13 protein-coding genes are annotated in these 24,657 nt (G+C 52.6%); 9 read left to right on the top strand and 4 right to left on the bottom strand.

Features of this window, described 5'->3' with window-relative positions; genetic code table 11:
* Positions 1 to 248 precede the first annotated feature (248 nt).
* Together xyn10D/fae1 and BMY16_RS15300 are read right to left on the bottom strand one after the other, a co-directional pair.
* Positions 249 to 2,432 (bottom strand): bifunctional endo-1,4-beta-xylanase/feruloyl esterase, encoded by a 2,184-nt coding sequence (gene xyn10D/fae1, locus BMY16_RS05700; protein WP_091840797.1) that lies wholly within the window; start codon positions 2,430 to 2,432, stop codon positions 249 to 251.
* Positions 2,433 to 2,580: 148 nt separating this feature from the next.
* On the bottom strand, positions 2,581 to 2,766 hold the full coding sequence (locus tag BMY16_RS15300) for a hypothetical protein (protein ID WP_139207136.1): 186 nt from the start codon (positions 2,764 to 2,766) through the stop codon (positions 2,581 to 2,583).
* 23 nt (positions 2,767 to 2,789) lie between these two features.
* Between BMY16_RS15300 and BMY16_RS05690 the strand changes: the two genes are divergently transcribed.
* From BMY16_RS05690 to BMY16_RS05655, 8 genes are all read left to right on the top strand, one after another.
* The gene (locus BMY16_RS05690; protein WP_091840794.1) at positions 2,790 to 5,246 is read left to right on the top strand and encodes a 4-alpha-glucanotransferase; all 2,457 of its coding nucleotides are present in this window, start codon (positions 2,790 to 2,792) and stop codon (positions 5,244 to 5,246) included.
* 84 nt (positions 5,247 to 5,330) lie between these two features.
* Positions 5,331 to 7,601: a glycoside hydrolase family 97 protein gene (locus BMY16_RS05685; protein WP_244512951.1), complete on the top strand. Its 2,271-nt coding sequence runs from the start codon at positions 5,331 to 5,333 to the stop codon at positions 7,599 to 7,601.
* 27 nt (positions 7,602 to 7,628) lie between these two features.
* A complete protein-coding gene (locus BMY16_RS05680; RefSeq protein ID WP_091840790.1) occupies positions 7,629 to 8,393 on the top strand; it encodes an ion transporter in 765 nt (254 codons plus the stop codon).
* Positions 8,390 to 10,291 (top strand): type I pullulanase, encoded by a 1,902-nt coding sequence (gene pulA, locus BMY16_RS05675; RefSeq protein WP_091840789.1) that lies wholly within the window; start codon positions 8,390 to 8,392, stop codon positions 10,289 to 10,291. The genes BMY16_RS05680 and pulA overlap by 4 nt, the downstream gene beginning before the upstream one ends.
* A 1-nt stretch (position 10,292) precedes the next feature.
* On the top strand, positions 10,293 to 12,221 hold the full coding sequence (locus tag BMY16_RS05670; RefSeq protein WP_091840788.1) for a glycoside hydrolase family 13 protein: 1,929 nt from the start codon (positions 10,293 to 10,295) through the stop codon (positions 12,219 to 12,221).
* A gap of 78 nt (positions 12,222 to 12,299) precedes the next feature.
* The gene (locus tag BMY16_RS05665; RefSeq protein ID WP_091840787.1) at positions 12,300 to 13,613 is read left to right on the top strand and encodes a hypothetical protein; all 1,314 of its coding nucleotides are present in this window, start codon (positions 12,300 to 12,302) and stop codon (positions 13,611 to 13,613) included.
* Positions 13,614 to 13,626: 13 nt separating this feature from the next.
* Positions 13,627 to 14,952: a histidine-type phosphatase gene (locus BMY16_RS15445; RefSeq protein WP_170836020.1), complete on the top strand. Its 1,326-nt coding sequence runs from the start codon at positions 13,627 to 13,629 to the stop codon at positions 14,950 to 14,952.
* Positions 14,953 to 14,984: 32 nt separating this feature from the next.
* Positions 14,985 to 17,021 (top strand): PP2C family protein-serine/threonine phosphatase, encoded by a 2,037-nt coding sequence (locus tag BMY16_RS05655; protein ID WP_091840783.1) that lies wholly within the window; start codon positions 14,985 to 14,987, stop codon positions 17,019 to 17,021.
* A 338-nt stretch (positions 17,022 to 17,359) separates the two neighbouring features.
* On the opposite strand, the gene BMY16_RS05650 is transcribed toward BMY16_RS05655, so the two are convergent.
* Both BMY16_RS05650 and BMY16_RS05645 read right to left on the bottom strand, forming a co-directional pair.
* Entirely contained in the window at positions 17,360 to 17,974 is a 615-nt protein-coding gene (locus tag BMY16_RS05650) for a hypothetical protein (protein ID WP_139207135.1), read from the bottom strand.
* Between the two features lie 37 nt (positions 17,975 to 18,011).
* Entirely contained in the window at positions 18,012 to 21,944 is a 3,933-nt protein-coding gene (locus BMY16_RS05645; RefSeq protein WP_244512919.1) for a hybrid sensor histidine kinase/response regulator transcription factor, read from the bottom strand.
* A 217-nt stretch (positions 21,945 to 22,161) separates the two neighbouring features.
* Between BMY16_RS05645 and BMY16_RS05640 the strand changes: the two genes are divergently transcribed.
* Complete coding sequence (locus BMY16_RS05640; RefSeq protein ID WP_091840779.1) at positions 22,162 to 24,651, top strand: glycosyl hydrolase 115 family protein; 2,490 nt, start codon at positions 22,162 to 22,164, stop codon at positions 24,649 to 24,651.
* Positions 24,652 to 24,657: the final 6 nt, after the last annotated feature.

Here is a 24,657-nt window from a genome sequence, read left to right as displayed (position 1 = left end):
TAGATTGCAAAATAAATATCTGAAAAAGAGCAAAAATAAAAAACCTCGGGACCAGTAACGCCTTACTGCCGCCCCGAGGAAGGAAAAACTACTAACTACTAATATAACTAAAACAATTTTAACCTATTCGATTTTTTAATCTGCTGCAAAGATACAACATTTTCTCAAAAGTCTTTTATCCTGATGTTACAATTACTTTTTTATTTGTTTCATCCCTCAAAAAAGTGCATTTTTTCTTCACTTTCTGCTTATTTGAATAGACTTTGAGCCATCTTTTCGAGGCAGCGACGCCATGTCAGGAACTCGTGCGCAGTACCTTCTGAGATAAGACCTTCGGCATTGAAGCCAGCTGCTTTCAGTGACTCGACGCTCTTGTTGATGCCATCGGGATTCTCCTTGGAGCCACAGCCCTCAAAGATATACTTCACACACTTCGGATCCTTGATCTCCTCAGGTGCATACTGACCACCAGAGAGCAGACCCCAGTAACCGAACACCTCAGGACGGCGCAGGGTGATGAGCTTCGTCTCCATGCCACCCATCGACAGGCCAGCCATGGCGCGGTTCCACTTATCGGGCTTAGTGAGGAACTGCTTGTCGATAACGGGGATGAGCTCGTCGATGAGCACCTTTTCAAATTCCTCGGCAGTGAACTTACCGATAGTACCGAACTTGAAGTCGTTGGTCAATCCGTAAGCCATCACGATGATGAAGGGCTTGATCTTACCGTCGGCAATCAGGTTGTCCATGATGATACCGGCCTTACCCTGTACGGGCCAGCTGGTCTCGTTCTCACCCCAACCGTGCTGCAAGTAAAGCACCGGATAGCGCTCCTGCTTGCCCTTCACTACCTTGCCGTAGCCATAGGGCAGATAGACATTGGCAGTCTGCATCTTGCCAGTGCTCTCCGACCAGAAGTTCACCTGCTGGATGTTGCCATGAGGGATGTCCTTGCGCCAAGCATAGAAATCCTGATCAGGAGCAGGAATCTCGATACCGCTCTCCCAACGGCAAGAACCGAAGTAGTTGTGTGTGCCAGGATCATTGAACACGCCACCGTCGATAGTCAGGTGATAGTAGTGGAAGCCGGGATCCATCGGACCCTCTGTAGTTCCTACCCATACACCGTCCTTATCCTTGCGGAGCACAGTGCCGCCACGGCCACCAAGACCCAGGCTGACGATTACTGACTTAGCATCGGGAGCCTCCACGCGGAAGCGGGCAAAGCCCTCACTGTTCACCTGCGGATACTCCTGTCCGGGCTGGTTCATGGGGTTGGGCACCCAGTCATTCTTGGGCACGTAGTTGTCGGCTTTGGCGTCGAAGTCGCGGATCACGGCGAGTGAACGCTTGGCCTTGAAGTTCTCATCGAAAGGCAGCGGGTGGTTGTTTACACCCAGCCAGGAGTCCTTGTCGCTGAGGTTCCAGAAGGTGACGTTCTTGATAACGTCCTTGTGTTTTCTGAAGATACGGAACAAACGATTATATTGGTCTTCCTGAAGTGTTCCAATATAGGGAGCCTGAGGCTTAGCCTCACCACGGGCGAACATCAGCTGACCGCCACTCTCCGTGTTGGTACGGAGGTCGAGCTCGGTGATGTGGATGATATTCACAATCTCCTTGAAACGGGTGATGGCCTTCTCGAGCTGCTCCTCATCGGGGAAGTAGATGTTGTAGTGACCCTGCATGCCGATACCGTCGATGGGCACACCTGCGTCCTTCATCTTCTTCACCATATTATATATACGCTCACGCTTGCCAGGGTCTACGGTGCTGTAGTCATTGTAGATCAGCACGCCGGTAGGATCAGCCTCACGGGCGAACTCGAATGCCTTGGCGATGAACTCGTCGCCGCAGAGCTTGAAATGACGGCTCTGACGATAGGGGCTGGCGGGAACCATCTTGCCATCGACAAACTCGAACGGACGACCGTCGTCTGCCATAGCCTCATTCACCACGTCCCAAGCATAAACGACATCCTTGTAACGGTTTACCACCGTGTGGATATGTTCGCGCAGACGCTCGTAAAAGACTTCCTTCTTTACGGGCTTTCCTTTCTTGTCTGTGAACATCCAGTCGGCAAACTGGCTGTGCCAGCAGAGGCAGTGGCCACGCATCTTGATACCGTTCTCACGGCAGAAGTTGGCAATGCTGTCGGCTAAACCGAAGTTCCAAACACCCTCTTTCGGATGAATCTCACCGGGTTTCCAGGCGTTCTCAGCGGTGACGCTGTTGAACTGTTTCTTGATGATTTCCATCTGGGCGGGATCAGACACGTTGGTCTTGTTCACAGCCACACCGATGGTGAAGTAATCCTTATAGGCATCCTTCAAACCAGGACCCTCAGAGAAATCCACGGGGCGTCCCCACTGTGCTGAAGCGGACATGGCACCCACTACAAATAGCGATAAAGCTAGAACTAATTTCTTCATTTTTTATGTATTGGTTTTCGTTTATTAAAAATTCCGCGTGCAAAGTTACGACATTTATTCCAAACAGACTATTTGTAGAGTATCATATACTTTATTATATGTTTCATATCCCTGCCAAATGTTACTTTTCATCCGTTTGTCTTGGGAGTCATTTGTTCTTCTTGACGCGTTCATCATCGATGATGCCGCTCCAATTGAGGCCGAAGGCGAAGTCATAGACATGACCGTCGGCAATCTGTATGGCAAGGAAAGTGCAAACGTTTGCGCAATGAATGATGCAATAACATGGCTTTTCGGGAACAACGAAACTGAAATCTTTGTATCTTTGCATCATAAATAACTAAAGACAATTCGATTATGAAGATCAACTTTCATCTCGAGTACCAGACAACCTTCGGAGAAGAACTGGCAGTGAACATCCTCATGGATGGTAAGACGGAGCAGCACAAGATGGGGACCTTGGACGGTATCCACTGGACCTGCGAACTGAGCAAGACTATCAAGTCTTGCGCGTACATAGACTATTATTATAACGTGATGCGTGGAGGCGAAGAAGAGCGTCACGAGTGGCTGGTGGAGCCCCACAGACTGGAGCTGCAGGCCAAGAAGGGTACGAACTACAGGGTCTATGACCACTGGCTCGATATCCCTGAGGATGCGTATCTCTACTCGACGGCCTTCACGGAGTGTGTGGCTGCTCGTGGCGTAAAGCTGAGTGAGCCTACCGATTTCGCCAAGACCGTGCGTCTGAAGGTGCGTGCCCCACAGTTGAGGAATTTTGAGCGTCTTGCTATTATTGGCGGTGGTGAGACCTTAGGCAACTGGGAGGCTCTGAAGGCTATCGACATGACGGAGCACGAGAACAACGAATGGGTGGTTAGTCTGGATGCCGACACCCTGCCTCAGACCTTTGAGTTTAAGTTTGTGGGGCTCGATGAGGTGGAGGACGTGACACCCCTCTGGGAGACGGGTATGAACCGTATGGTGACCCTACCGGAGATGGAACAAGGCGACGTGGTGGTCTATGAACTTTCACAGGCTTACTTCCCCCTCTATCCGTGGAAGGGGGCCGGAACTGTGATTCCCGTCTTCTCATTGCGTACAGAAGGGAGCTTCGGCGTGGGCGACTTTGGTGACCTGAAGCTGATGATCGACTGGTGTAACAAGACAAAGCAGCGGATTCTGCAGGTGTTGCCCATCAACGATACGAACATGACACGGACGTGGCAGGACTCCTATCCCTACAACTCCATCAGCATCTATGCCCTGCATCCGCAATATACTGATTTCCGTCAGTTGCCTGCCATTAAGGACGAGACTAAGCGCGCAGCTTTTGAGAAGTTGCGTAAGGAACTGAATGAGTTGCCACAGATCGACTACGAGCGTATGTTTGCTGCAAAGATGGACTATCTGCGTGAGATCTACGCCCAGGAGGGTAGTAAGGTGCTGAAGAGTGAGGCGTTCAAACGGTTCTTCGAGCAGAACAAGGAGTGGTTGGTGCCCTATGCTGCCTTCTGTCACTATCGTGACCTTTATGGCACGGCAACTTTCCAGGAGTGGCCCGACCACCATGAGCTGCCAGCCAAGGAGCGTGAGGCCATGACAAAATCGACCACGAAACTCTATAAGGAAGTAGCCTTTTGGTATTTTGTACAGTTCAACCTCGACCAGCAGATGCGTGCTACCCATGAGCATGCCCGTCAGCAGCGTGTCATCCTGAAGGGTGATATCCCCATCGGCATCAGCCGTGACGGTGTGGAGGCCTGGGTAGAACCGAAATACTTCAACTTGAACGGTCAGGCTGGAGCGCCACCCGATCCGTTCTCTGCTGATGGTCAGAACTGGGGCTTCCCCACCTACAACTGGGACGAGATGCTGAAGGACGGCTGTTCGTGGTGGGTGCGCCGCTTCCGTAAGATGGCCGAATATTTCGATGCCTACCGTATCGACCACGTGTTGGGCTTCTTCCGTATCTGGGAGATTCCCGTACCGTATAAGTCCGGACTGATGGGGCAGTTCTCTCCAGCCCTCGGCATGAGCAAGGAGGAGATTGAGGCCTATGGCGTACAGTTTAACGACGGATTGTTCCTTGTTGACCACAAGCGCGATGACCGATGGCATCCACGTATTGCCGTGCAGTATCAGGAGGCGTATGAGAAGCTCGATGACTGGCAGAAGGCCAACTTCAATCGACTCTACAATGACTACTTCTATCGTCGAAACAACCAGTTCTGGTATACTGAGGCGATGAAGAAACTGCCGAAGTTGACACAGGCCACCCGTATGCTTGTTTGTGCCGAAGACCTGGGTATGGTGCCTGACTGCGTGCCCTGGGTGATGAACGAACTGAGGATTCTGAGTTTGGAAATCCAGTCGATGCCGAAGGACAGTAGCGTGCGCTTCGGTCATCTTTCCCGTAACCCCTACCGTAGTGTCTGCACCATCTCCACTCACGACATGCCGACGCTCCGTCAATGGTGGGATGAGGACGAGGCTCTGACGCAGGACTACTTCAACTCTATGCTCTATCGTGGAGGTGCTGCACCTCATCCGCTACCCGGATGGCTGGCTAAGGATATCGTGAGTCGTCACTTGACTTCGCCCTCGATGCTCTGTCTGCTCTCCTTCCAGGACTGGATCAGCATCGACGAGGGTCTGCGCCTGCCTGATGCCAATGCCGAGCGCATCAATATCCCGGCTAATCCGCGTCACTACTGGCGTTACAGGATGCACTTGAACATCGAGCAACTCTTAGCTGCCGATGACTTCAACAATGAAATCAGCACATTAATTATTCAAAGTGGAAGAAAATAACTAAAAGTAAAAAGGTAAGAAAGTAAAAGGTAAAATAGTAAAAAGATGAAGAACGTATTTATTTCGAAGGTATTGGGAACGGTAATGGGTATTTTACCTTTTTACCTTTTTACCCTTTTACCTTTACCTGCAATGGCAGGTAACGTAAAGTCTCCGAATGGCAATATCGAATTGAAGTTTTCGTTGGACGATCATGGCCGTCCCGTTTATGAGATGACCTACAAGGGTCGTGAGGTGGTCAAACCCTCACATCTCGGTCTGATCCTGGCGAAGGACAAGCATGCCTCGAAGGGCATGAATGAAACTGACCTGATGGACAAATTCCAGATTGTCAAGGAAGAGACCAGTGAGTTTGACGAGACCTGGCAACCCGTGTGGGGCGAGACCAAGAACATCCGTAACCACTACAACGAGTTGGCTGCGACTTTGCAGCAGGTTACCGAACGTCCGGAATACCGTGGTAACGGAAAGAACGAAGGTCTGGCCCTGATTAGTGAGACCCGTGAGATCGTGATCCGTTTCCGGGTCTACGACGAGGGTATTGGTTTCCGATATGAATTCCCCCAGCAGAAAAGCCTGAACTATTTTCTGATCCAGGAGGAGATGACTGAATTTGCCATGGCTGGTGACCACAAGGCATGGTGGCTTCCCGGTGACTACGACACTCAGGAGCAGATGACGCAGGAGACGAAACTCTCGGAGATCCGTGGACGGATGAAGAAAGCCGTAAACTGGGGCAACTCGTCGGTGGCCGTCTTCTCGGAGACCGGTGTACAGACCTCGCTCCAGATGAAAAGCGACGATGGCCTCTACATCAATATCCATGAGGCAGCTTGTCTGGATTATGCCACGATGCACCTCGAGTTGGTGGATGCCGAGACGAAGGCCCTCTCTACCAAGTTGGGTGGTGGCAGCAATGCCTATACCCCCAACCCCAAGCCCTCGAAGTATCCTCTGCCGCAGCCGTTCACCTTTGTGAGTCATCTGACACCCGATGCCACAGGGCTGAAGGGTGCCATGCAGACACCCTGTGAGACTCCCTGGCGCACGGTGATGGTCAGCGATGATGCCCGCGACATGCTCTCTAATAACCTCATCCTGAATCTCAATGAACCCTGTAAGATTGAGGATACGAGCTGGATTCACCCCACGAAATATTGTGGTGTATGGTGGGAGATGATTGTGGGTCGCGGCTCATGGCACTATACCAACGATTTTCCCTCAATCAAACTCGATCAGATAGATTGGGCAAAGGTGAAACCCAACGGCACCCATAAGGCTAATAACGAGAACGTGAAGCGCTATATTGACTTCGCTGCCAAGAACGGTCTCGACGAGGTGCTTGTAGAGGGGTGGAACGTAGGCTGGGAAGACTGGGCCAACATGTGGAAGCGCGATGTGTTCGACTTCGTGACCCCGTATCCCGACTTCGACATCAAGGCACTCAACGAATATGCTCACTCGAAAGGTGTGAAGATCCTGATGCACCACGAAACCTCCAGTTCGACACAAAACTACGAGCGCCATATCAAGGAGGCTTTCGAACTGATGAACAAATACGGCTACGATGCTGTGAAGACGGGTTATGTGGGTGACATCATCCCCCGTGGAGACCATCATTACTCTCAGTCGATGAACAACCACTACCTCTACGTCATCAAAGAGGCCGCTAAGCATCATATCATGGTGAACTCGCACGAGGCTACCCGTCCGACGGGTCTATGCCGCACCTGGCCGAACCTTGTGGGTGGCGAGAGTGCCCGTGGTACTGAGTATGAGGCCTTCGGAGGCTCGAATCCCGACCATACCTGTATCCTGCCGTTTACCCGTTTGCAGGGAGGTCCGATGGACTATACCCCCGGTATCTTCGTCACGAAACTCTCAGAATGGAGCAACAACACCTCTTGGGCACGTATCACGATTGCCGGTTCGTTGGCGCTCTATCTGACGATGTACTCGCCTCTCCAGATGGCTGCCGACCTGCCCGAGAACTACGAGAAGTTTGACGATGCCTTCCAGTTCATCCGTGACGTGGCTTGCGATTGGGATGACTCTAAGTATCTTGAAGCCGAGCCGGGCGACTATATTACCGTGGCCCGTAAAGCCAAGGGAACGGACAATTGGTTTATTGGTGGCAAGTGCGACGAGAACGGCCATAAGACCACCATTAAGCTCGATTTCCTCGACAAGGGCCGTAAGTACCTCTGTACCATCTATGCCGATGCAAAGGATGCCCACTACGAGTCCAATCCCCAGGCTTATGTGATCACAAAGAAGGTTGTCACAGCCAAGGATGTGCTGAAGTTACAGGAGGCTCCCGGTGGCGGCTTCGCTGTCAGCCTGATGGCACAGTAAAAAGGAAGGACGCTAACAATCCATCATATGAATTTACGAAAAACCATCGACCACCTCGTAAACCCCGTGAAGCACAACCGTGCCTCACGGGCTTACGACTTTATCATGCTCTTGGCTATCGCCATCAGCATCCTGCCATTAATGTTCAGAAGTCAGCCCAAAATCTTCTGGTGGTTTGAGCTGATCTCCACCTCGCTCTTTATCGTAGACTACATCTTCCGCTGGGGAACGGCCGACCTTCAGTCGGAACGGAGCAAGATTACTGCCTTCCTCATCTACCCTTTCACACCCATGGCCATTGTAGACCTGTTGACCATCCTGCCTATCTTCCACCTGATAGGCCCTACGTTCAGGGTGGTACGAGTATACAGGTTGTTGAAGATTTTGAGAATCTTCCGTGTCATCAGATATTTCGAGCCCTTGAAGATCATCATGTCCGTCATCCGTCGCCAACGTAAGATTCTGTGGACGGTGTTGGTACTGGCTCTGTTCTATATCTTTGTCACAGCTCTCATCATGTTTAATGCTGAGGAGGAGATCAACCCTGCCACGGGTAAGCTTCTGTTCGACAGCTTCTTTGATGCCTTCTACTGGGCAGCTTGTACGCTGACCACGGTAGGATATGGCGATATCTACCCCATCTCCCACGTCGGACGTGTAATCAGTATCTTCTCGTCGATGGTGGGTATCGCTGTTATCGCCCTGCCCTCTGGTATTATCACGGCAGGATATATGGACGAACTCAATTGCAGAAACGAGAAACCCAAAGACCAAAAAGCCCCAAAAGAATGAAGAAATTGATATTCGCAGGATTACTGTCGCTGTTGTTTCCCCACAAGGTGGTGGCACAGCCTTTTCAGGAGGTGAACTACGCTCCTGAGAAAACCGTCTTTTCACTTTTCGCCCCCAACGACGCGAAAAAGGTCACCCTCCGTATCTATCAGGAGGGACTGGGTGGCAAGGTTCTCAAGACCGTGAAGATGCAACGTACAGGCAACGAACAGTGGACGGCCACCGTCCGTGGCGACCTCATGGGTAAGTTCTATACCTTCGACGTGGGGCTTGGTGAGTGTGCCGGTGTATTTGCCAAGGCCGTAGGCGTCAACGGCAAGCGTGGAGCCATCATCGACATGTCAAAGACCAATCCCGACCACTGGTGCTGTGACCAGCGTCCCGTGGTGAAGTCGCCCTCCGACCTTATCATCTACGAGATGCACCATCGTGATTTTTCCATCGCGCGTAGCGATGCTAAGTATCCCGGTAAGTTCATGGCCCTCACCGAGCCTTGGGCCATCGACCACCTGAAAACTTTAGGTGTGAATGCCATCCATATCCTGCCCAGCTACGACTATGCTTCTGTGGACGAGACACGCCTTAGTGATAATAAGTACAATTGGGGTTATGACCCCTTGAATTACAACGTGCCCGAGGGTGGTTATTCTACCGATCCCTACAATCCCGAGGTACGTATCCGTGAGTTCAAGGAGATGGTGAAAGCCCTCCATAAAGCTGGTATAGGTGTGATCCTCGATGTGGTGTACAACCACACCTACGACATCGAGAACTCAAACTTCCAGCGCACCTACCCTGACTATTTCTATCGCAAGACCGCCGACGGACAATACTCCAACGGCTCAGGCTGTGGCAACGAGACGGCCTCCGACAAGCCGATGATGCGTAAGTTCATGCTCGAGAGCGTGAAGTACTGGATCAAGGAGTATCATATCGACGGCTTCCGTTTTGACCTGATGGGTGTACACGATATCCAGACGATGAACGACATCCGACAGATGGTTGACCAGATTGACCCCACCATCTTCATCTATGGTGAGGGGTGGAGTGCCGGTTCATGTGCTTATCCCCAGGAACAGCTTGGCATGAAGGCCAACATCCCACAGATGCCGGCCATCGCCGCCTTCTCGGATGAGATCCGCGATGCCCTCCGAGGTCCCTTCTCCGACGATACGAAACCCGGATGGTTGGGAGGCAGTGCCGATGAAGAAAGCATCAAATACGGTATCGCAGGTGCCATCAGCCATCCTCAGGTGGATATGACGAAGGTAAACTACTCGACGTCGCCCTGGGCCCTTGAACCCACGCAGATGATCTCTTACGTCAGTTGTCACGACGATATGTGCCTCGTCGATCGTCTGAAGGCTTCTATTCCTGGTATCTCCAACGAGGAGTTGATACGTCTCGACCTCTTGGCACAGACGGCCGTCTTCACCTCGCAGGGTGTGCCCTTCATGCTCAGTGGTGAAGAGTTGTTGCGCGATAAGAAAGGTGTCCATAACAGCTTCGAGTCGCCCGATGAGATTAACCATCTCGACTGGAGTAATAAGACGAAGTTTCCTCAGGTGTTTGAGTATTACAAAAACCTCATCCAGCTTCGTAAGAACCATCCGGCCTTCCGTCTGGGCAATGCCGATCTTGTGCGCAAGCACCTCGAATTCCTCGAAGCCCCCAAGGGTGTTGTAGCCTTCCGTCTGAAGAACTATGCCGGCCGTGACGACTGGCGCGACATCATCGTCATCCTCAATGCCAACAAGACGTCAGTAGAGGTCTCCATCCCAGAGGGCAACTATACCGTCGTATGCTGCGATGGTCAGATCAATGAACAGGGCCTCGGCACCCTCAAGGGTAACAAGGCCATCGCCGACCCACAATCCGCAATCATCATTCACAACTAATATGAAAAGACTTTCTTTATTTTGCTTACTCGTAAGCACAACACTCACATTGATGGCAGCCAAAAAGACAGTGATTGACCGCATAGATCCCACCGACTGGTATGTTGGGATGAAAAACCCCACCGTCCAGCTGATGGTCTATGGTCAGGGCATTCGCGATGTTGCCAGTGTCACCACCGACTATCCGGGTGTCAGGATCGACAGCCTCGTACGCCTCGACTCTCCCAACTACCTGCTCATCTACCTCAACCTCAAGGATGCCCAGCCCGGTACGATGACCCTGACCTTTGGTAAGACAAAGGTCCAGTATCAGCTTAAGGCCCGTGAGAAGAAGGGCGAGGAGCGCATGGGCTTCACTAATGCCGACGTGCTTTATATGCTTATGCCTGACCGTTTTGCTCAGGGTGCCAACCATCCCACTCAGGTCAAAGGTATGCGCACTTATGTAGAAGACCGTACGAAGCCCAGTCTCCGTCATGGTGGCGACCTCAACGGTATCCGTGAGCATCTTGACTATTTCAAGGAACTCGGCGTTACGGCCCTGTGGTTCACACCCGTATTGGAAAACGATTCTCCCGACTCTAAGAATGGTTTTTCCACCTATCACGGCTATGCCACTACGGACTACTATAAGGTAGACCCCCGTTTCGGTTCCAATGCCGACTACAAACGCCTCTGCGACGAGGCCCATGCCAAGGGACTGAAGGTGGTGATGGATATGATTTTCAACCACAGCGGATTTGAACACCCTTGGACCAAGGATATGCCTTCGAAAGATTGGCTCAACACCCCCGATTGGCTTACAGAGAAACAGAGTGGTCGTGACCCGCAGACAGGTTTTACAGCTAACAGCGACGGTTCAGAGCCTGCCAAGTCAGCCTATCTTCAGACCTCTTACAAGCTCACCCCCGTGGTAGACCCCTATGGCTCCCAGATCGACCTCAAGGAGACTGTCGAAGGCTGGTTCGTGCCATCCATGCCCGATCTCAACCAGCATAACCCCCACCTGATGCGCTATCTCATTCAGAACTCCATCTGGTGGATTGAGACCGTCGGCATCGACGGCATCCGTATGGATACCTATCCCTACGCCTATGCCGATGCCATGGCCCAGTGGATGAAGGAACTCGACGACGAGTATCCCAACTTCAACACTGTGGGTGAGACCTGGGTTACCGAGCCCGCCTATACCGCTGCTTGGCAGAAAGACTCGAAGATTGCCAAAAAGAACTCCTACCTCAAGACCGTCATGGACTTCTCGTTCTTTGATAAGCTCAACCAGGCCAAACACGAAGAGACCGATGCCTGGTGGCAGGGACTGAACCGCCTCTATGGCTCGTTTGTCTACGACTATCTCTATCCCAACCCCTCGAGTGTGATGGCCTTCATCGAGAACCATGATACCGACCGCTTCCTCGGCAAAGGTAAAGACACCCTCGCCCTGAAACAGGCTCTCACTCTCTTGCTCACCGTCAACCGCATCCCCCAGCTCTACTATGGTACGGAGATCCTGATGAACGGTACGAAGGAGGTGACCGATGGTCATGTGCGTCAGGACTTCCCCGGAGGCTTCCCTGGTGACGAACACAACGCCTTCACCAAGGAAGGTCGTACGAAGGCCGAGCAAGCCATGTTCGCATGGACGAGTCGTCTGCTCCACTGGCGTCAGGGCAACGATGTCATCATCAAGGGCACACAGACCCAGTTTATCCCCTTCAAGGGTGTCTATGTCATCGCCCGTCAGTATCAGGGACGTACGGCCCTCGTCGTGCTCAACGGTACCTCGAAGCCTGCTACCCTCGAGGTAGAGCGTTATGCGGAGGTTATAGGCGACGCCGCCAAGGTGAAGGATGTGCTCACTGGCCGTTACTTCGATTTATCGAAAAACCTGGAACTCAAGCCCCGTCAGAGTCTGATTCTCGACTTCTGACGAGGCTCCCGAACGGGGTGAATGCAATCTTTCGCCGAAAAATTTGCATAATTACATAACATTTTGTACCTTTGCCAAATGAAACTCTTTCTAACGATTCTATTCACCCTCATTGGCATGGGTGCAATGGCCCAGACTGTGGAGCAGGAACTGAAGGCTAACGTCAATCGTGCGGCCGGCATGTTCTATGCCCGTCCTATCGTCGGCAAGGCACCTAAGGATACACCTCCCCCAGAAGGAAAGAAACCCTTCTACATCAATCACTACGGTTGTGCGGGATCCTATTATCTCGACAAGAAAGAGTATTATGAAGAGACCTACGCCCTTTTTCTGAGGGCAGACAGCCTAGGCAAACTCACGAATCTCGGAAAAGATGTATTACGCCGGGTCACTTTGTTGCGCAACGACGCCAAGGACCGCTGGGGCGAACTCACGCCCAAAGGGGCTCTGCAGAGTAGGGCCTTGATGAAACAGATGGTGGAGCGTATACCCGGATTGCTAGGCAAAGACAGCTATTATAGTGTGCATAGCATTGTGCAGAACCGTTCGATTCTCACCATGCAGGAGGGGCTTCTCCAACTCTCATCGATGCAACAGCCTATTATTGCGCGTAGTAAAGCCTCCAATCAGGAAGTGAGATATATGATTGCGGGCGACAAGGAGTTGTCCGCTCGGGCTAATGACTCACTGACCATGGCGCGTTATAACCGTTTCGTAGCCCTCAACACCAACGACGGGCGTTTGATGGCATCGCTCTTCAACGACCTGAACTACGTGGCCACCTATATCGACGAAGCCAAGTTAGCACGCCAGCTCTTTATCCTGGCGGGTAACGTCCAGCATACCGAGCTCGCTGGCTTGATAAGTCTATATGATATCTTCACCCCCGAAGAGATCCACCAGCATTGGCGTAAGCAGAATGCGTGGCACTATATCAATTACGGAGGTTGCACGCTCAACGGTGGCTATCAGGCCTATACCCGAAGAGCCTTGTTACGCAACATGATGCACATGGGCGACAGCGTGATGGGACGTACCACCCCCCTGATGCACTTGCGTTTCACCCACGAGAGTGCCGTGATGTCGCTGGCCTGTCTGATGGAGCTCGACGGACTCGGCATCCATACCTCCAACCTCGACTCGCTGGAGGCTTATGGATGGGCTAACTACCGTATCTCTCCCCTTGGAGGTGCCATCAACATGATCCACTACCATAGTGGCCCTGACGACCCCGACGTGCTGGTTAAGGTGCTCTTCAACGGCCACGAGGCCAAACTGCCCATTCCGACCGACTGTGCCCCCTATTATCACTGGCAGGACGTGAAGCGCTACTATCTGCGCAAGCTCTACCGTTACGAGAACAAGCGACTCAATGAATCCACAAAAAAATAAAGGCATGATAAGTATGGCAACGAAGCAACTACTTCACGGGAAAGTGCTGACGATACTTCTCACTGCACTTTTCGCTTTCCACTTCTCACTACTCACTTCCCACGCCCAGACCGTAAGGGACCTCATCAGGAAGTATCCTTCCTATGCCTCGTGCAACTACCACATCTATCCTGAGATCACAGCCACGCTGACTCCGCCGCCGGGCGACAAGAAGCCATTCTACCTCTCCCATTACGGGCGTCATGGCTCACGTTACATCAACAGCCGTAGTGGCTATGATATCCCCTATAAGATGATGGCACAAGCCGACAGTCTCGACGAACTGACCGTCTTTGGTGAAGAAGTGTACGCTGAAATGCGTAGGATTATGCGTGACACGGAAAATCGTTGGGGTGAGCTCTCTGGTTATGGCAAACGACAGCTGGAGGCTATCGGTCACCGCATGGCGCAGCGCTTCCCGGAGATATTCTGTCCAGGAGCTAGGGTTACCGCCGTTAGCACCGTCGTGCCCCGTTGTATTGAGTCGATGGGTTCTGCCGCGTTACAGCTGCTGCAGGTGTGCCCCCAGTTGAACATCACGATGGAGTCTTCCCAGCGCAACCAGTGGTACATGAACTATCAGGACCGAAAACTCCGTAGAAATTATATGACACCCGAGGCGCAGAAAGCCTACGATGCCTATACTGCCAGTAGAATGGGTAACAGCCAGCTGATGGAACTCATCTTCAAGAACCCCGACATCGTGAAAGAAATTGTCGACGAAGACTACTTCAACTACTACTTGATGAAGATGAGCCTCTTCCAGCTTAACACCAGCTACAATCAGGACACCCACCTGATCAAGCTCTTTTCAGAAGATGCACTCTACAATATGTGGCAGGTCGACAACGCCCTCTGGTATATCCAGCATGGTGCCTGCAAGCTTAATGGCGGTTGCCAGCCCTATAGTCAGCGCTATCTGCTCCGACATCTCATCGAAGAAGCCGATAGCTGCATCCAGCTGGACCAGCCCGGTGCTCAGTTGCGCTTCGGCCATGAGACGGTGATCCTGCCCCTGCTATGCCTTATCGGCGTTGACGGTTATGATCTGGAGACCGACAACCTCGACGAGCTCGAAGAGAAAGGGTGGTGGTGCTCCAGCGTGTTCCCCATGGGTTGCAACTTGCAGTTCGTTTTTTACCGCAGCAACCCGAAAGATCAGGATGTGCTTTTCAAGGTGCTCCTCAATGAGGCTGAGGCCACGCTGCCCATCAAGCCTGTCACCGGACCTTATTACCGGTGGACCGACTTCCGTCAGTTCTGCTTCGACAAACTGGCCAAGTATAAACAGAAGAAATAAATCCCCAGAACCAACTAAACCCCAATAGCGATATGAGAAAATCTAGACTGTTTATCATTTTCAGTATGGTGGCCGCGCTCTTGTCTGCCTGCCATCAGGGAGGAGACGTGAAATCCAGCCAGGAAGCCGACCAGCTCATCGAGAAGACACGCCAATCCCGCGACTTCCAGCACCTCATCACCCTCGCCGACAGCCTTAGACAGGAAGGACTCATCACCGCCGCCAAAGCCTTCTACTGGCAGGGCTACGCCTGTGACCATCAGATGCGCCAGCGTACGGCCGACTTCTACTGGAACCGTGCCATCGAGGCTGCAGCCAAATCTGAAAACCCTGAAGAGATGGACTTCTACGCCAAATCAGCCTGTCGTCTGGCCAATGTGCTCATGACACGTGGCGATTATGAGGGTACCGTGAAAATGGCTGTTCCCGTGGTCAGAAGACTCGAAGCCCTCCAGTGCGACACCACCAGCGACTATGTCAACACCCTTATCTATATCGGCTGTTGTCAGCTCGGCCTCGGCATGTATGGCGACTCTATCAACGACAACTTCGCCCGTGCCTACAAGAAGCACACCTCCGACATTGAGGTAAAACACTCCGACGATGCCTATAAAAATGCTTTTGCAGGTGTTATCAACATCGTTTATGCTTTCAATAACACCGGGCACTATGACGATGCCCTGAAGTGGAACGAGCGCTATGGTAAGCTCATTACCGAATATGAGCAGCGCCTGGATGCCAAACCCGACTATATCGACAAACAGTGGGCCCGCTACGACATCTACCAGGCTATAGCCCTGGCAGGACTCAATCGCAATGATGAAGCCGAGGATGCCTACAATGACTATCTCAAGACCGCCTACAGCAAGACGCCCGAGGGTAGTATCGTCAGCAATGACTACCTTGAGCCCCAAGGCCGTTGGAAGGAGGTTGCAGCCAACTACGAGAGTCTCGACAAGATCGTCGATGAGTTTAATGCCAAGCACTCCCTCGAGAGTGTGCAGAAAGCTGCTTTGAAGAAATACCGTGCCAACCTGCTTGCAGGTCGTCGCGATACCGCCATGGCCGTCAGTATGCAAATCAGTGAGATGCTCGACTCTGCTATCGCCCGCTCACGTCGTACCGACGCCGAGGAGATGAAGGTCATCCGTGAGAAAGAACTCGAAATTGTGGCTGAGCGCGATGAACTGGCCCGTAAGCACACGCTTGGCATTTACGGCGTCTTCGCAGCCGTCATCGCCCTGCTTATCCTCTACATTTTCTACCATATCTACGTCAGATACCGAATGAAGCAAGGCTATAAGCAGCTCAAGGCTGACTTTACACAGGTGGAGGCCAGTTCTGCAGAGAAAGAGCGCCTTGACACCGAACAGCGCATGGCTCACAACATCCTCATCTCCGACCAGCCACAGCCCTTCCCCACAGTCGGAGACCTCAGCTACGGTGCCACGCCGATACCAGCTGCATCGATCTTCTCCGACTTCTACGACTACCGTCTGGTGGGTGGCCGTCTCTATCTTTGTGCGGCATCCGCCCTTGGTAATGAGGTGAATGCAGCCCATGCTGCATCGCTCGTTAGGTCGCAGTTCCGTGCGATGGCCAGCCTTGAGACCTCCCCCGACCGCATCGTCACCGCTATCAACGACACGATGGCAGCAGGCGATCACACGCCCGTGAAACTCTTCATCGGTGCCCTCGACCTTGCCTCTGGCGAGCTCATCTACTGCAATGCCGGCCATCCGTTGCCTGTGATAGCCGGCGAGACGTTCCGTCAGCTCGCCGATGGTGATGATATCGCTGTGGGCATCGAGTCCGGTGTCGCTTTCTCGCTACAGCAGACCGTCATCGAGCCTACCAGCCTGATTTTCCTCTATACCAGGTCGCTGCTCGATGTCCGCGATGCCAAGGATAAGGCCTTCGGTGAGAAACGTATGCTCGGCGAGGCCTTGCAAGCCAAGAAGACCAGCACCACGCCTGCCGACTTTGTCGGCCGCATGTCCGAAGCCATCTACCGCTTCTCCGACACAAAAGTCACCCTTCCACCGATGCTTGCCATCCAGTACAAATAAACAAATGAATCCCCACTCAATCCGAGTGGGGATTCTTCTTGTCATCTCGACTAAGCGTAGCGCATGGAGAGATCTCTCGACTACGCTCGAGATGACAAAGGGAGACATGGAGAGATCTCATGTTTGTATAAACGCGGTCTTTCTTCGGTTGCCTTGGGGTCGCACGGCGAAGTGGATCCACCAGCTGCCTCGTTTATTCTTCTCGATTAGCAACTCGTCGTAGTTGCGCTTGGTGCCCTTGGCACCACATCGTGCATGGGCTTGTAAACTCAAGGGGCGTCCGATTAATTTCGGGCGCCCCTGTTGTTTGTTATTATTTATATTATTAATAATGTATATTAGAATTTGTAGCGGACACCGGCCTGCAAGAAGCCCTGGTCGCCGATACCAAGCTCGGCAAAGCCGCGGAACTTGCTACCGAACTCTACACCGACAAATGAGAGCTGGAACATGAAGTAGGCACCGTTGTCGTCTTTCTTTTCATTGACCTCTTTACCGTCTTTATAATTCTTGAAATTGTCTTTGACGCTCAGGAAACCAACACCTGCAGAAACCTTGGAGTAGAGACCGAAGTTGTTTTTGTTGATCCAGTAGCTCTTGAAAGAGGGCATCACCGAGAAGAAGTTACGCTTGCGATCGCCAAGCTTCTGATGGCTGCTTCTATCCAGCACGTCGCTATCCCATTTAGAATAGGTGAACGATGCACCAAGAGCCAGACGGGGGTTGTTGAAGTGATAGAAGTATTCCAAGGAGATGGGGCCCAGGATGGTACCGTCGTCATACTCTGTATTGGTGAAGACCAGACCGATACCTTCGCCAAGGCCATCGCCAAACTGGGCAATACTTCCGAGACCATAAGAGAGGCTGAGCTCATGATGAAGATCCTCATTCTGAGCATTTGCGCTCATGGCAGTCATTATGGCGACTGCAACCATTAAAACCATTTTTTTCATTTTTCTTCTTTTTTTGGTTGTCATTTGTTTTTTATAATTACTGGCGTTCCTCATGCTCTCGCATGTAGTCACGAGGAGACATGCCGTAGTATTTCTTAAAGACAGTAGAGAAGGATGCCGAGTTGGAGAATCCGCAGGCGTACATCACCTCTGTGACGTTCATGCCCTGGGTGGTAAGCAGTTGGGCAGCCTTCTTCAGGCGGATGTTACGGATAAAGTCATGAGGCGTCTGGCCGGTGAGCTCCTTCATCTTACGATGGAGGTGGACACGGCTGATGCCGGCCTTCTCGGCAATCATGTCAACGCTGAGGTCGGAGTTGCTCAGGTTTTTGTTGATACACTCCATGACACGGTCGAGAAGCTTTTCGTCGGGCGACTTCAGACGGATATCGTCTACTTGCTCCTCGAGGTCGTCGTTGCGCTCGTATTTCAGGCGCAGCAGTCGGCGTGAGCCGATGAGGTTGTGGACGGTGCGCCGGAGGATATCCATGTTGAAGGGCTTGACGATATACGCGTCAGCACCCGTTTCCAGACCCTCAAGTTTGTCTTCATCGCGGCTCTTGGCGGTGAGCATGACTACGGGCACGAAGTTGACACTGGGGTTGGTCTTGATCTTCGAGCAAAGGGCGTGACCGTCCATCTCGGGCATCATGACGTCGCTGATCACGAGGTCGGGGATGGTGCGTAGTACTTCGCCAAGGGCTTCCATACCATTGCTGCAGGTGCGCACGTCGTAGTCTTTCTCAAATTCTTTCTCGAGGTAGGAGCGAATCTCGTCGTCGTCTTCGGCGATGACGATGACCTGTCGGCGGTTCTGGGGAACTTCGACTTGGGGGGCAGCCTCTTCGATGGCGGCAACCTCTTCTTCCAAGGGCAACAGCTCTTCGGCGGTGGTCTCGACATCAGCGGCGTCGACCATCTCGTCGCTGGTCAGATGAGCATTGCCCATCGGGATGGAGATGACAAACTCGCAGCCTTTGACGAGGTTGTGGGCAGAGATGGTGCCGTGGTGGAGCTCGACGAGCGAGCGCGTCAGGTCAAGGCCGATGCCTGTGCCCACATTGCGGTCGTTGGCCGTCGAGGCGGTCTGGTAGAAACGTTCGAAGATTTTGTCGAGCTTATCCTCGGGGATTTTCTCACCGTTGTCTCGAATGGCGATGGTGGCCTGCTGGTCATCGTGGAAGAGACGGATGCCTACTTCGCCGCCAGTTGGCGTGTATTTGAAGGCGTTAGAGAGCACGTTCATCACCACCTTGTCGAAATTCTTACGGTCAATCCAGACGGGGAGCCGGTCGATATCATGTTCGTAGGTGAGGGTGATTTGCTTGGCCTTGGCTTGATTCTCGAAGAGGTCGTAGATGTCCTTGACGAAGCCCACAAGGTCGGTCTCCGACATGCGCATCTGCATCTGGCCCTTGTCAATCTTTCGGAGGTCCATCATCTGGTTGATAAGGCTGAGGATACGCTCGGCATTACGCTTGATGGTCTCATAGACATTGCGGCGAGCGGGATCGTCGTCGTTTTTGAGCAGCGAGAGCAGAGGTGTGATGATGAGGGTCATCGGGGTGCGTATCTCGTGGCTCATGTTCATGAAGAAACGCAACTTGGCCTCGCCCATCTCCTCGGCGTGGATATGTGCCTGGAGGCGGAGATTGTTCTGCTCACGGTGGCGGCGGTAGGCCAGATATTGCCAGACGAAGAGGCCAAAGACTACGCAATAGAAGAAGTAAGCCCATGCCGAACGGTACCAAGGACTGTGGATGACCACGGTGAACTCGCGCTCAGCGGTCTCGATATTATTGCGCTCAGCCTTCACGCGGAAGCGGTAAGTGCCTTCCGGCAGGTGGGAAAACGTGAGTACGTTGATGCCCGGGTGGAGGCGGATGAAGGGCTCGCCGTTGATGCTATATAAATAAGATATGTGTTCGGGGTTCTCGTAGGTAAGGGTAGAGAACTGCACCGAGAAGGTATTGTCATGGTAGTCGAGTTCGAAGCGGCGGCTGGCATAGACAGTGGTGTCGGTGATCTGGTAGTCGCCCGACATGGCATTGCCTCCGATGGGGGTGCCGTTGACGTTGAAGGCGGTGAGCTGCACATGAGCTTCCCACTTGCTCTGTACGATATCCTGAGGACGGAACCAGGTGATGCCACCCGTGCCGCCGAAGTAAAGGATGCCGTCGGTTGAGATGGTGGAAGCACCGTCGCTGAACTCATTGCTCTGCAGACCATCATCGGCGAAGTAGTTCTGGAAAAGGCCTGTCTTGGGGTCGAGGCATGCCAGACCGTGGTTGGTGCCCATCCACAGACGGCCGTTGGGGTGGCGCTCGATGGTGCCCACGCCATTGTCGGGGAGACCGTTCTTTGTGTCAAAGTGCTTCAATACCTTTCCGTCAAGACTATAGCAGTAGAGTCCGTTGTTAGTGCCCACCCAGATATGACCGCCATATTCGCGGGCGATTCTTACGGGCTGGGAGTAGTTGGGACAGTTGGTACCAAAGGCCTTGACCCAACTGTCGCTCTCGATGTCGAGGCAACAGAGACCCATGGACGTGGCGGCGTAAATGCGTTTGCCGTCGGGGGAGATGTTTACCTGCGAGACGTAGTTGTTGGTGATGCTGTTCATCTTCCGGTCGGTCTCTGCACCTTCCTGCATGCTATATTTTTTGAGGATGTTGCCTTTGGTGTCCATGCAGATCAGACCGTGTTTGAATGAGGCGAGCCATAGTTGCCCCTGGGTATCGCACTCCATATCCATGACGATGAAATTCTTGTCGTCGGGGTATACCACCGGATGGAACTGCTGGGTGGAGGGGTCGATCCAGCCGAAGCCGTCGCCATAGGAGCCCACCCAGATGTGGCCGTTGATATCTTCTGTGAGCGACATCACTGTGGAGGGAATGCCGCTGAGATAATGTTTCAGGAGACTACCCTGATTGTTGAAACTGTAGAGCCCGTCCTTGTCGGTACCTATCCACACGCGCCCTTGGCGGTCGACAAGGGTGCTGATGACACAAGCACTGCCGATGAGGTTCTGGTCGCCCATCTTGTAGCCCATATAGTTGAAACCCTTGAAGGCGATGGGCTGGCGGTAGAGGCCTTTCTGCAGGAGTCCGAACCAGAGGTTGCCGCTCTTGTCCTCGGTGATGGAGCATATCTTACTCTTAGAGAGGTTCACCTCCATGCTGAAGAAGGGGTTGTCGAGCACATGGTTGCTGGCGGGTTCGTAGATGGCCACACCTTGGCCGTCATAGCCGATGATGATACTACCGAAGTGGTCGCAGAAGAGCGATGACACGGAGTGGTTGTTTGTGCCCTCGATATGTACGAAGTCGGTGCCTTGCAGACGGAAGACGCCTGAGTTGGTGGTGCCGACGTAGATCACGCCGTCGTGGTCTTCGCAGAGACCGAAGAATTGCAGTTCGGTACGGTCGGCGAGATAGCGCCTTACCTTGTTCCCGTCATAACAGAGCAAGCCTTTGCTGTCGGTAACGAGCCACAGGCGTCCTTTCTTGTCTTCGATCATCGAGTTGATGGTATGGAGGTCGGCCAGCTCGCCACCCATCTGTTGGGCGTGGCTTTTGTCGATGAACTTCATCACACCGAGCCCCGAGGTCCCTGCGAGCACATCGCCGTTGGCGCGTTCGAAAAAGCAGGTGGCATAGCAGCTGCCCTTCTGACCCTTGAGGTCGGTCATCGTCACATTATAGAAGTTGCGGCCGTCCCAGGTCTGTAGTGCACCGTACATACCAAAGTAGAACAGACCATTACGGTCCTGCAGGAGCGTGTTCACGTAGTTGCTGGCCAGCGCCCTGTTGGAATCATTCTCTCGGCGGATGACCCGGAACTGGTATCCATCGTATCGGTTGATGCCATCGCGGGTGGATGCCCATAGGAATCCCTCGCTGTCAATATACACCTGAGTGACAAAACTGCTGGAGAGTTGCTTGTCAGGATTGAAAAATTGTCCCATCTGAGCAGACACGCTCGAGGATAGGAATACAGCGATAATAGTTAGTAATATCTTAGGCCACATGTCTCGTGTTCAAGTAAAATTTTGGGCAAAGGTAATGGTTTTTTTTCTTTTCAGCAAGAAAAAGCAACAAAAAATAAAGTTCATGAAACATATTTGAACACATTATTATAAAAAAAGTAGTATCTTTGCACCCAGAATCAAGATGATAACTGACATGATTAATAAAAATCTACAAAGGCTGACTCACTGTCTGGCCATTTTCCTCATGTCGGCGTTGCTCCCATTAGGTAGTCGTGCAGCCGACACGTTTATAACCTTCCAACCCGCCCAGGGTGCCCTTCAACTGAAGGATGTCTCCATCAGCTATGCCGACGGAGAACATAGTTGTGTGCAGATAGCTGTCGCTAATCTCCTGCGCGATTTCGAACAGGTGACGGGTGTGAAACCTCAGCGTGGTGGGAACGATGCTAGTGTCGTGATTGGAACCATTGGCTCGAATCCACAGATCGACCAGTGGGTGAAGCAGGGCTTGCTGAAGGATCTGAAGGGCAAGACTGAGAAATATATCATCAAGACCATCGGCAAGCAACTCGTGATTGCGGGCAGCGACAAGCGCGGTACGGTCTATGGCATCTACGAGTTGTCCAGACAGATTGGTGTGTCGCCCTGGTACTACTGGGCTGACGTGCCTGTGGTGAAGCACCCGGAGTTGTATGTCAAGGAGGGCGAATATACCGATGGAGAACCAGCCGTGAGGTATCGTGGCTTGTTCCTTAATGACGAGGCACCCTGTTTGACCACGTGGGTGAAAAACACCTTCGGCACTAACTACGGCGGCCATCAATTCTATGAGAAAGTATTTGAACTCATCCTGCGCCTGAAGGGTAACTATCTCTGGCCTGCCATGTGGGGCTGGGCTTTCTATGCCGACGATCCCGAGAACCTAAAGACGGCCGACAAGATGGGTGTTATGATGGGAACCTCGCATCACGAACCCATGGCTCGCAACCATCAGGAGTATGCTCGTGACCGAAAAGGGTGGGGCGCCTGGAACTATTCCACGAATAAAGAGAACCTCGACCGCTTCTTCCGGGAGGGTATCGAGCGTATGAAGGGTACTGACGACATAGTGACTATCGGTATGCGTGGTGATGGCGATGAGGCCATGGGCAACGGCACCGACACTAAGCTCCTGGAGACCATCATCGACAACCAGCGTCGTATCATCAAGGAAGTGACCAAGCGTCCGGCTAAGGAGACGCCCCAGATATGGGCTTTATATAAAGAAGTACAGGACTATTACGATGCCGGACTTCGTGTGCCCGACGACGTGACGGTGTTGCTTTGCGACGATAACTGGGGTAATGTGCGGCGATTGCCGACAGCCGAGGAGCAGAAGCGTAAGGGCGGCTGGGGCCTCTATTACCATGTGGACTATGTGGGTGCGCCCCGAAATACGAAGTGGATCAATGTCACCCCCATCCAGAATATGTGGGAACAGTTGCAGTTGGCCTATAAAGGTGGTATCCAGAAACTTTGGATCCTGAACGTGGGCGACCTGAAACCGATGGAATATCCCATCCAGTTGTTTATGGACATGGCGTGGAACCCCAATAAATATAAGGTAGACAATCTGCTTTGCCATACCTATGAATTCTGTGCCGAGAGTTTTGGTGAAGACCAGGCTTGTGAGGCTTCGCAGATCCTGAACCTTGTGAGCAAATACAACGGCCGCATCACCTCGGAGATGCTCGACGCCAGCGCCTATACCACCGATGAGTTTGCCCAGGTGGTGGGCGAATACCAGGCTCTCGAAGTCCGTGCCCTTCGTCAATTCATCACCCTGAAGCCCGAGGCCAGGGATGCTTATCGTCAGATTATCCTCTTCCCTGTTCAGGCGATGGGGGCCGTCTACGAGATGTACTATGCCCAGGCAATGAACCTGAAACTTGCTGCCTTGGGCGATCCTGAGGCCAACTGCTGGGCAGAACGCTGTCGTCAGGCTTTCAAGCGCGACTCTCTGCTGAACCTGCAATACAACAAGGAGATTGCCGGTGGCAAGTGGGATGGTATGATGATCCAGAAGCACATCAGCTATAGAACGTGGAACGATAACTTCCCTGCCGATGTCGTGCCGATGCTGAAGAAAGTGGAGACGTCCGCCCAGGGACCGACCTTCTCACCTGCCGACGGTTATATCAGCATCGAGGCCGAGCACACCTATAGCCGTGAGAACGCCTCACAAGCCCAATGGACGGTAATCCCCTTCATGGGGCGTACGAAGAGCGGCATCGCCCTAATGCCTTATACGCAGAAGACCGACGCTGCCACCCTGACCTATCGTTTTAAGGCCGACGGGGCAAAGACGGCAAAGGTTCATGTGGTCACCAAGTCAACCCTCGACTTCCTCGACAAGGGTGGTCTGGTCTATGATGTGGCCATTGATGGAGGCAAGCCTGCCAGCATCAATTTCAACAGTAATCTGAACGAGAAACCAGAGAATATCTACAGTATCTACTATCCCACCATCGCCCTTCGCGTGGTAGAGAAAGAGGTAGAGCTGCCCATTGCCGAAGGCGATATTCACACGCTGACCATCCATCCGCAGGATCCCGGCATCGTGTTCGAGAAGATTGTCATCGACCTCGGTGGCTATCAGAAACAGTTCCTCTTCGGAAAAGAATCACCCAAAAGTTATAAATAATACTTT

Origin of the sequence: Prevotella sp. ne3005 (assembly GCF_900110085.1) — a bacterium.
Taxonomy (GTDB): domain Bacteria; phylum Bacteroidota; class Bacteroidia; order Bacteroidales; family Bacteroidaceae; genus Prevotella.
The sequence above is the reverse complement of the archived record's forward strand: the minus strand, read 5'-3'. Positions and strand labels throughout refer to the sequence as shown.

What these genes read in the sequence shown, in the direction of transcription:
- xyn10D/fae1 (WP_091840797.1), bottom strand. Translation starts at nt 2,432, where the DNA reads ATGAAGAAATTAGTTCTAGCTTTATCGCTATTTGTAGTGGGTGCCATG.
- BMY16_RS15300 (WP_139207136.1), bottom strand. Translation starts at nt 2,766, where the DNA reads ATGATGCAAAGATACAAAGATTTCAGTTTCGTTGTTCCCGAAAAGCCA.
- BMY16_RS05690 (WP_091840794.1), top strand. Translation starts at nt 2,790, where the DNA reads ATGAAGATCAACTTTCATCTCGAGTACCAGACAACCTTCGGAGAAGAA.
- BMY16_RS05685 (WP_244512951.1), top strand. Translation starts at nt 5,331, where the DNA reads ATGGGTATTTTACCTTTTTACCTTTTTACCCTTTTACCTTTACCTGCA.
- BMY16_RS05680 (WP_091840790.1), top strand. Translation starts at nt 7,629, where the DNA reads ATGAATTTACGAAAAACCATCGACCACCTCGTAAACCCCGTGAAGCAC.
- pulA (WP_091840789.1), top strand. Translation starts at nt 8,390, where the DNA reads ATGAAGAAATTGATATTCGCAGGATTACTGTCGCTGTTGTTTCCCCAC.
- BMY16_RS05670 (WP_091840788.1), top strand. Translation starts at nt 10,293, where the DNA reads ATGAAAAGACTTTCTTTATTTTGCTTACTCGTAAGCACAACACTCACA.
- BMY16_RS05665 (WP_091840787.1), top strand. Translation starts at nt 12,300, where the DNA reads ATGAAACTCTTTCTAACGATTCTATTCACCCTCATTGGCATGGGTGCA.
- BMY16_RS15445 (WP_170836020.1), top strand. Translation starts at nt 13,627, where the DNA reads ATGGCAACGAAGCAACTACTTCACGGGAAAGTGCTGACGATACTTCTC.
- BMY16_RS05655 (WP_091840783.1), top strand. Translation starts at nt 14,985, where the DNA reads ATGAGAAAATCTAGACTGTTTATCATTTTCAGTATGGTGGCCGCGCTC.
- BMY16_RS05650 (WP_139207135.1), bottom strand. Translation starts at nt 17,974, where the DNA reads ATGAAAAAAATGGTTTTAATGGTTGCAGTCGCCATAATGACTGCCATG.
- BMY16_RS05645 (WP_244512919.1), bottom strand. Translation starts at nt 21,944, where the DNA reads ATGGGACAATTTTTCAATCCTGACAAGCAACTCTCCAGCAGTTTTGTC.
- BMY16_RS05640 (WP_091840779.1), top strand. Translation starts at nt 22,162, where the DNA reads ATGATTAATAAAAATCTACAAAGGCTGACTCACTGTCTGGCCATTTTC.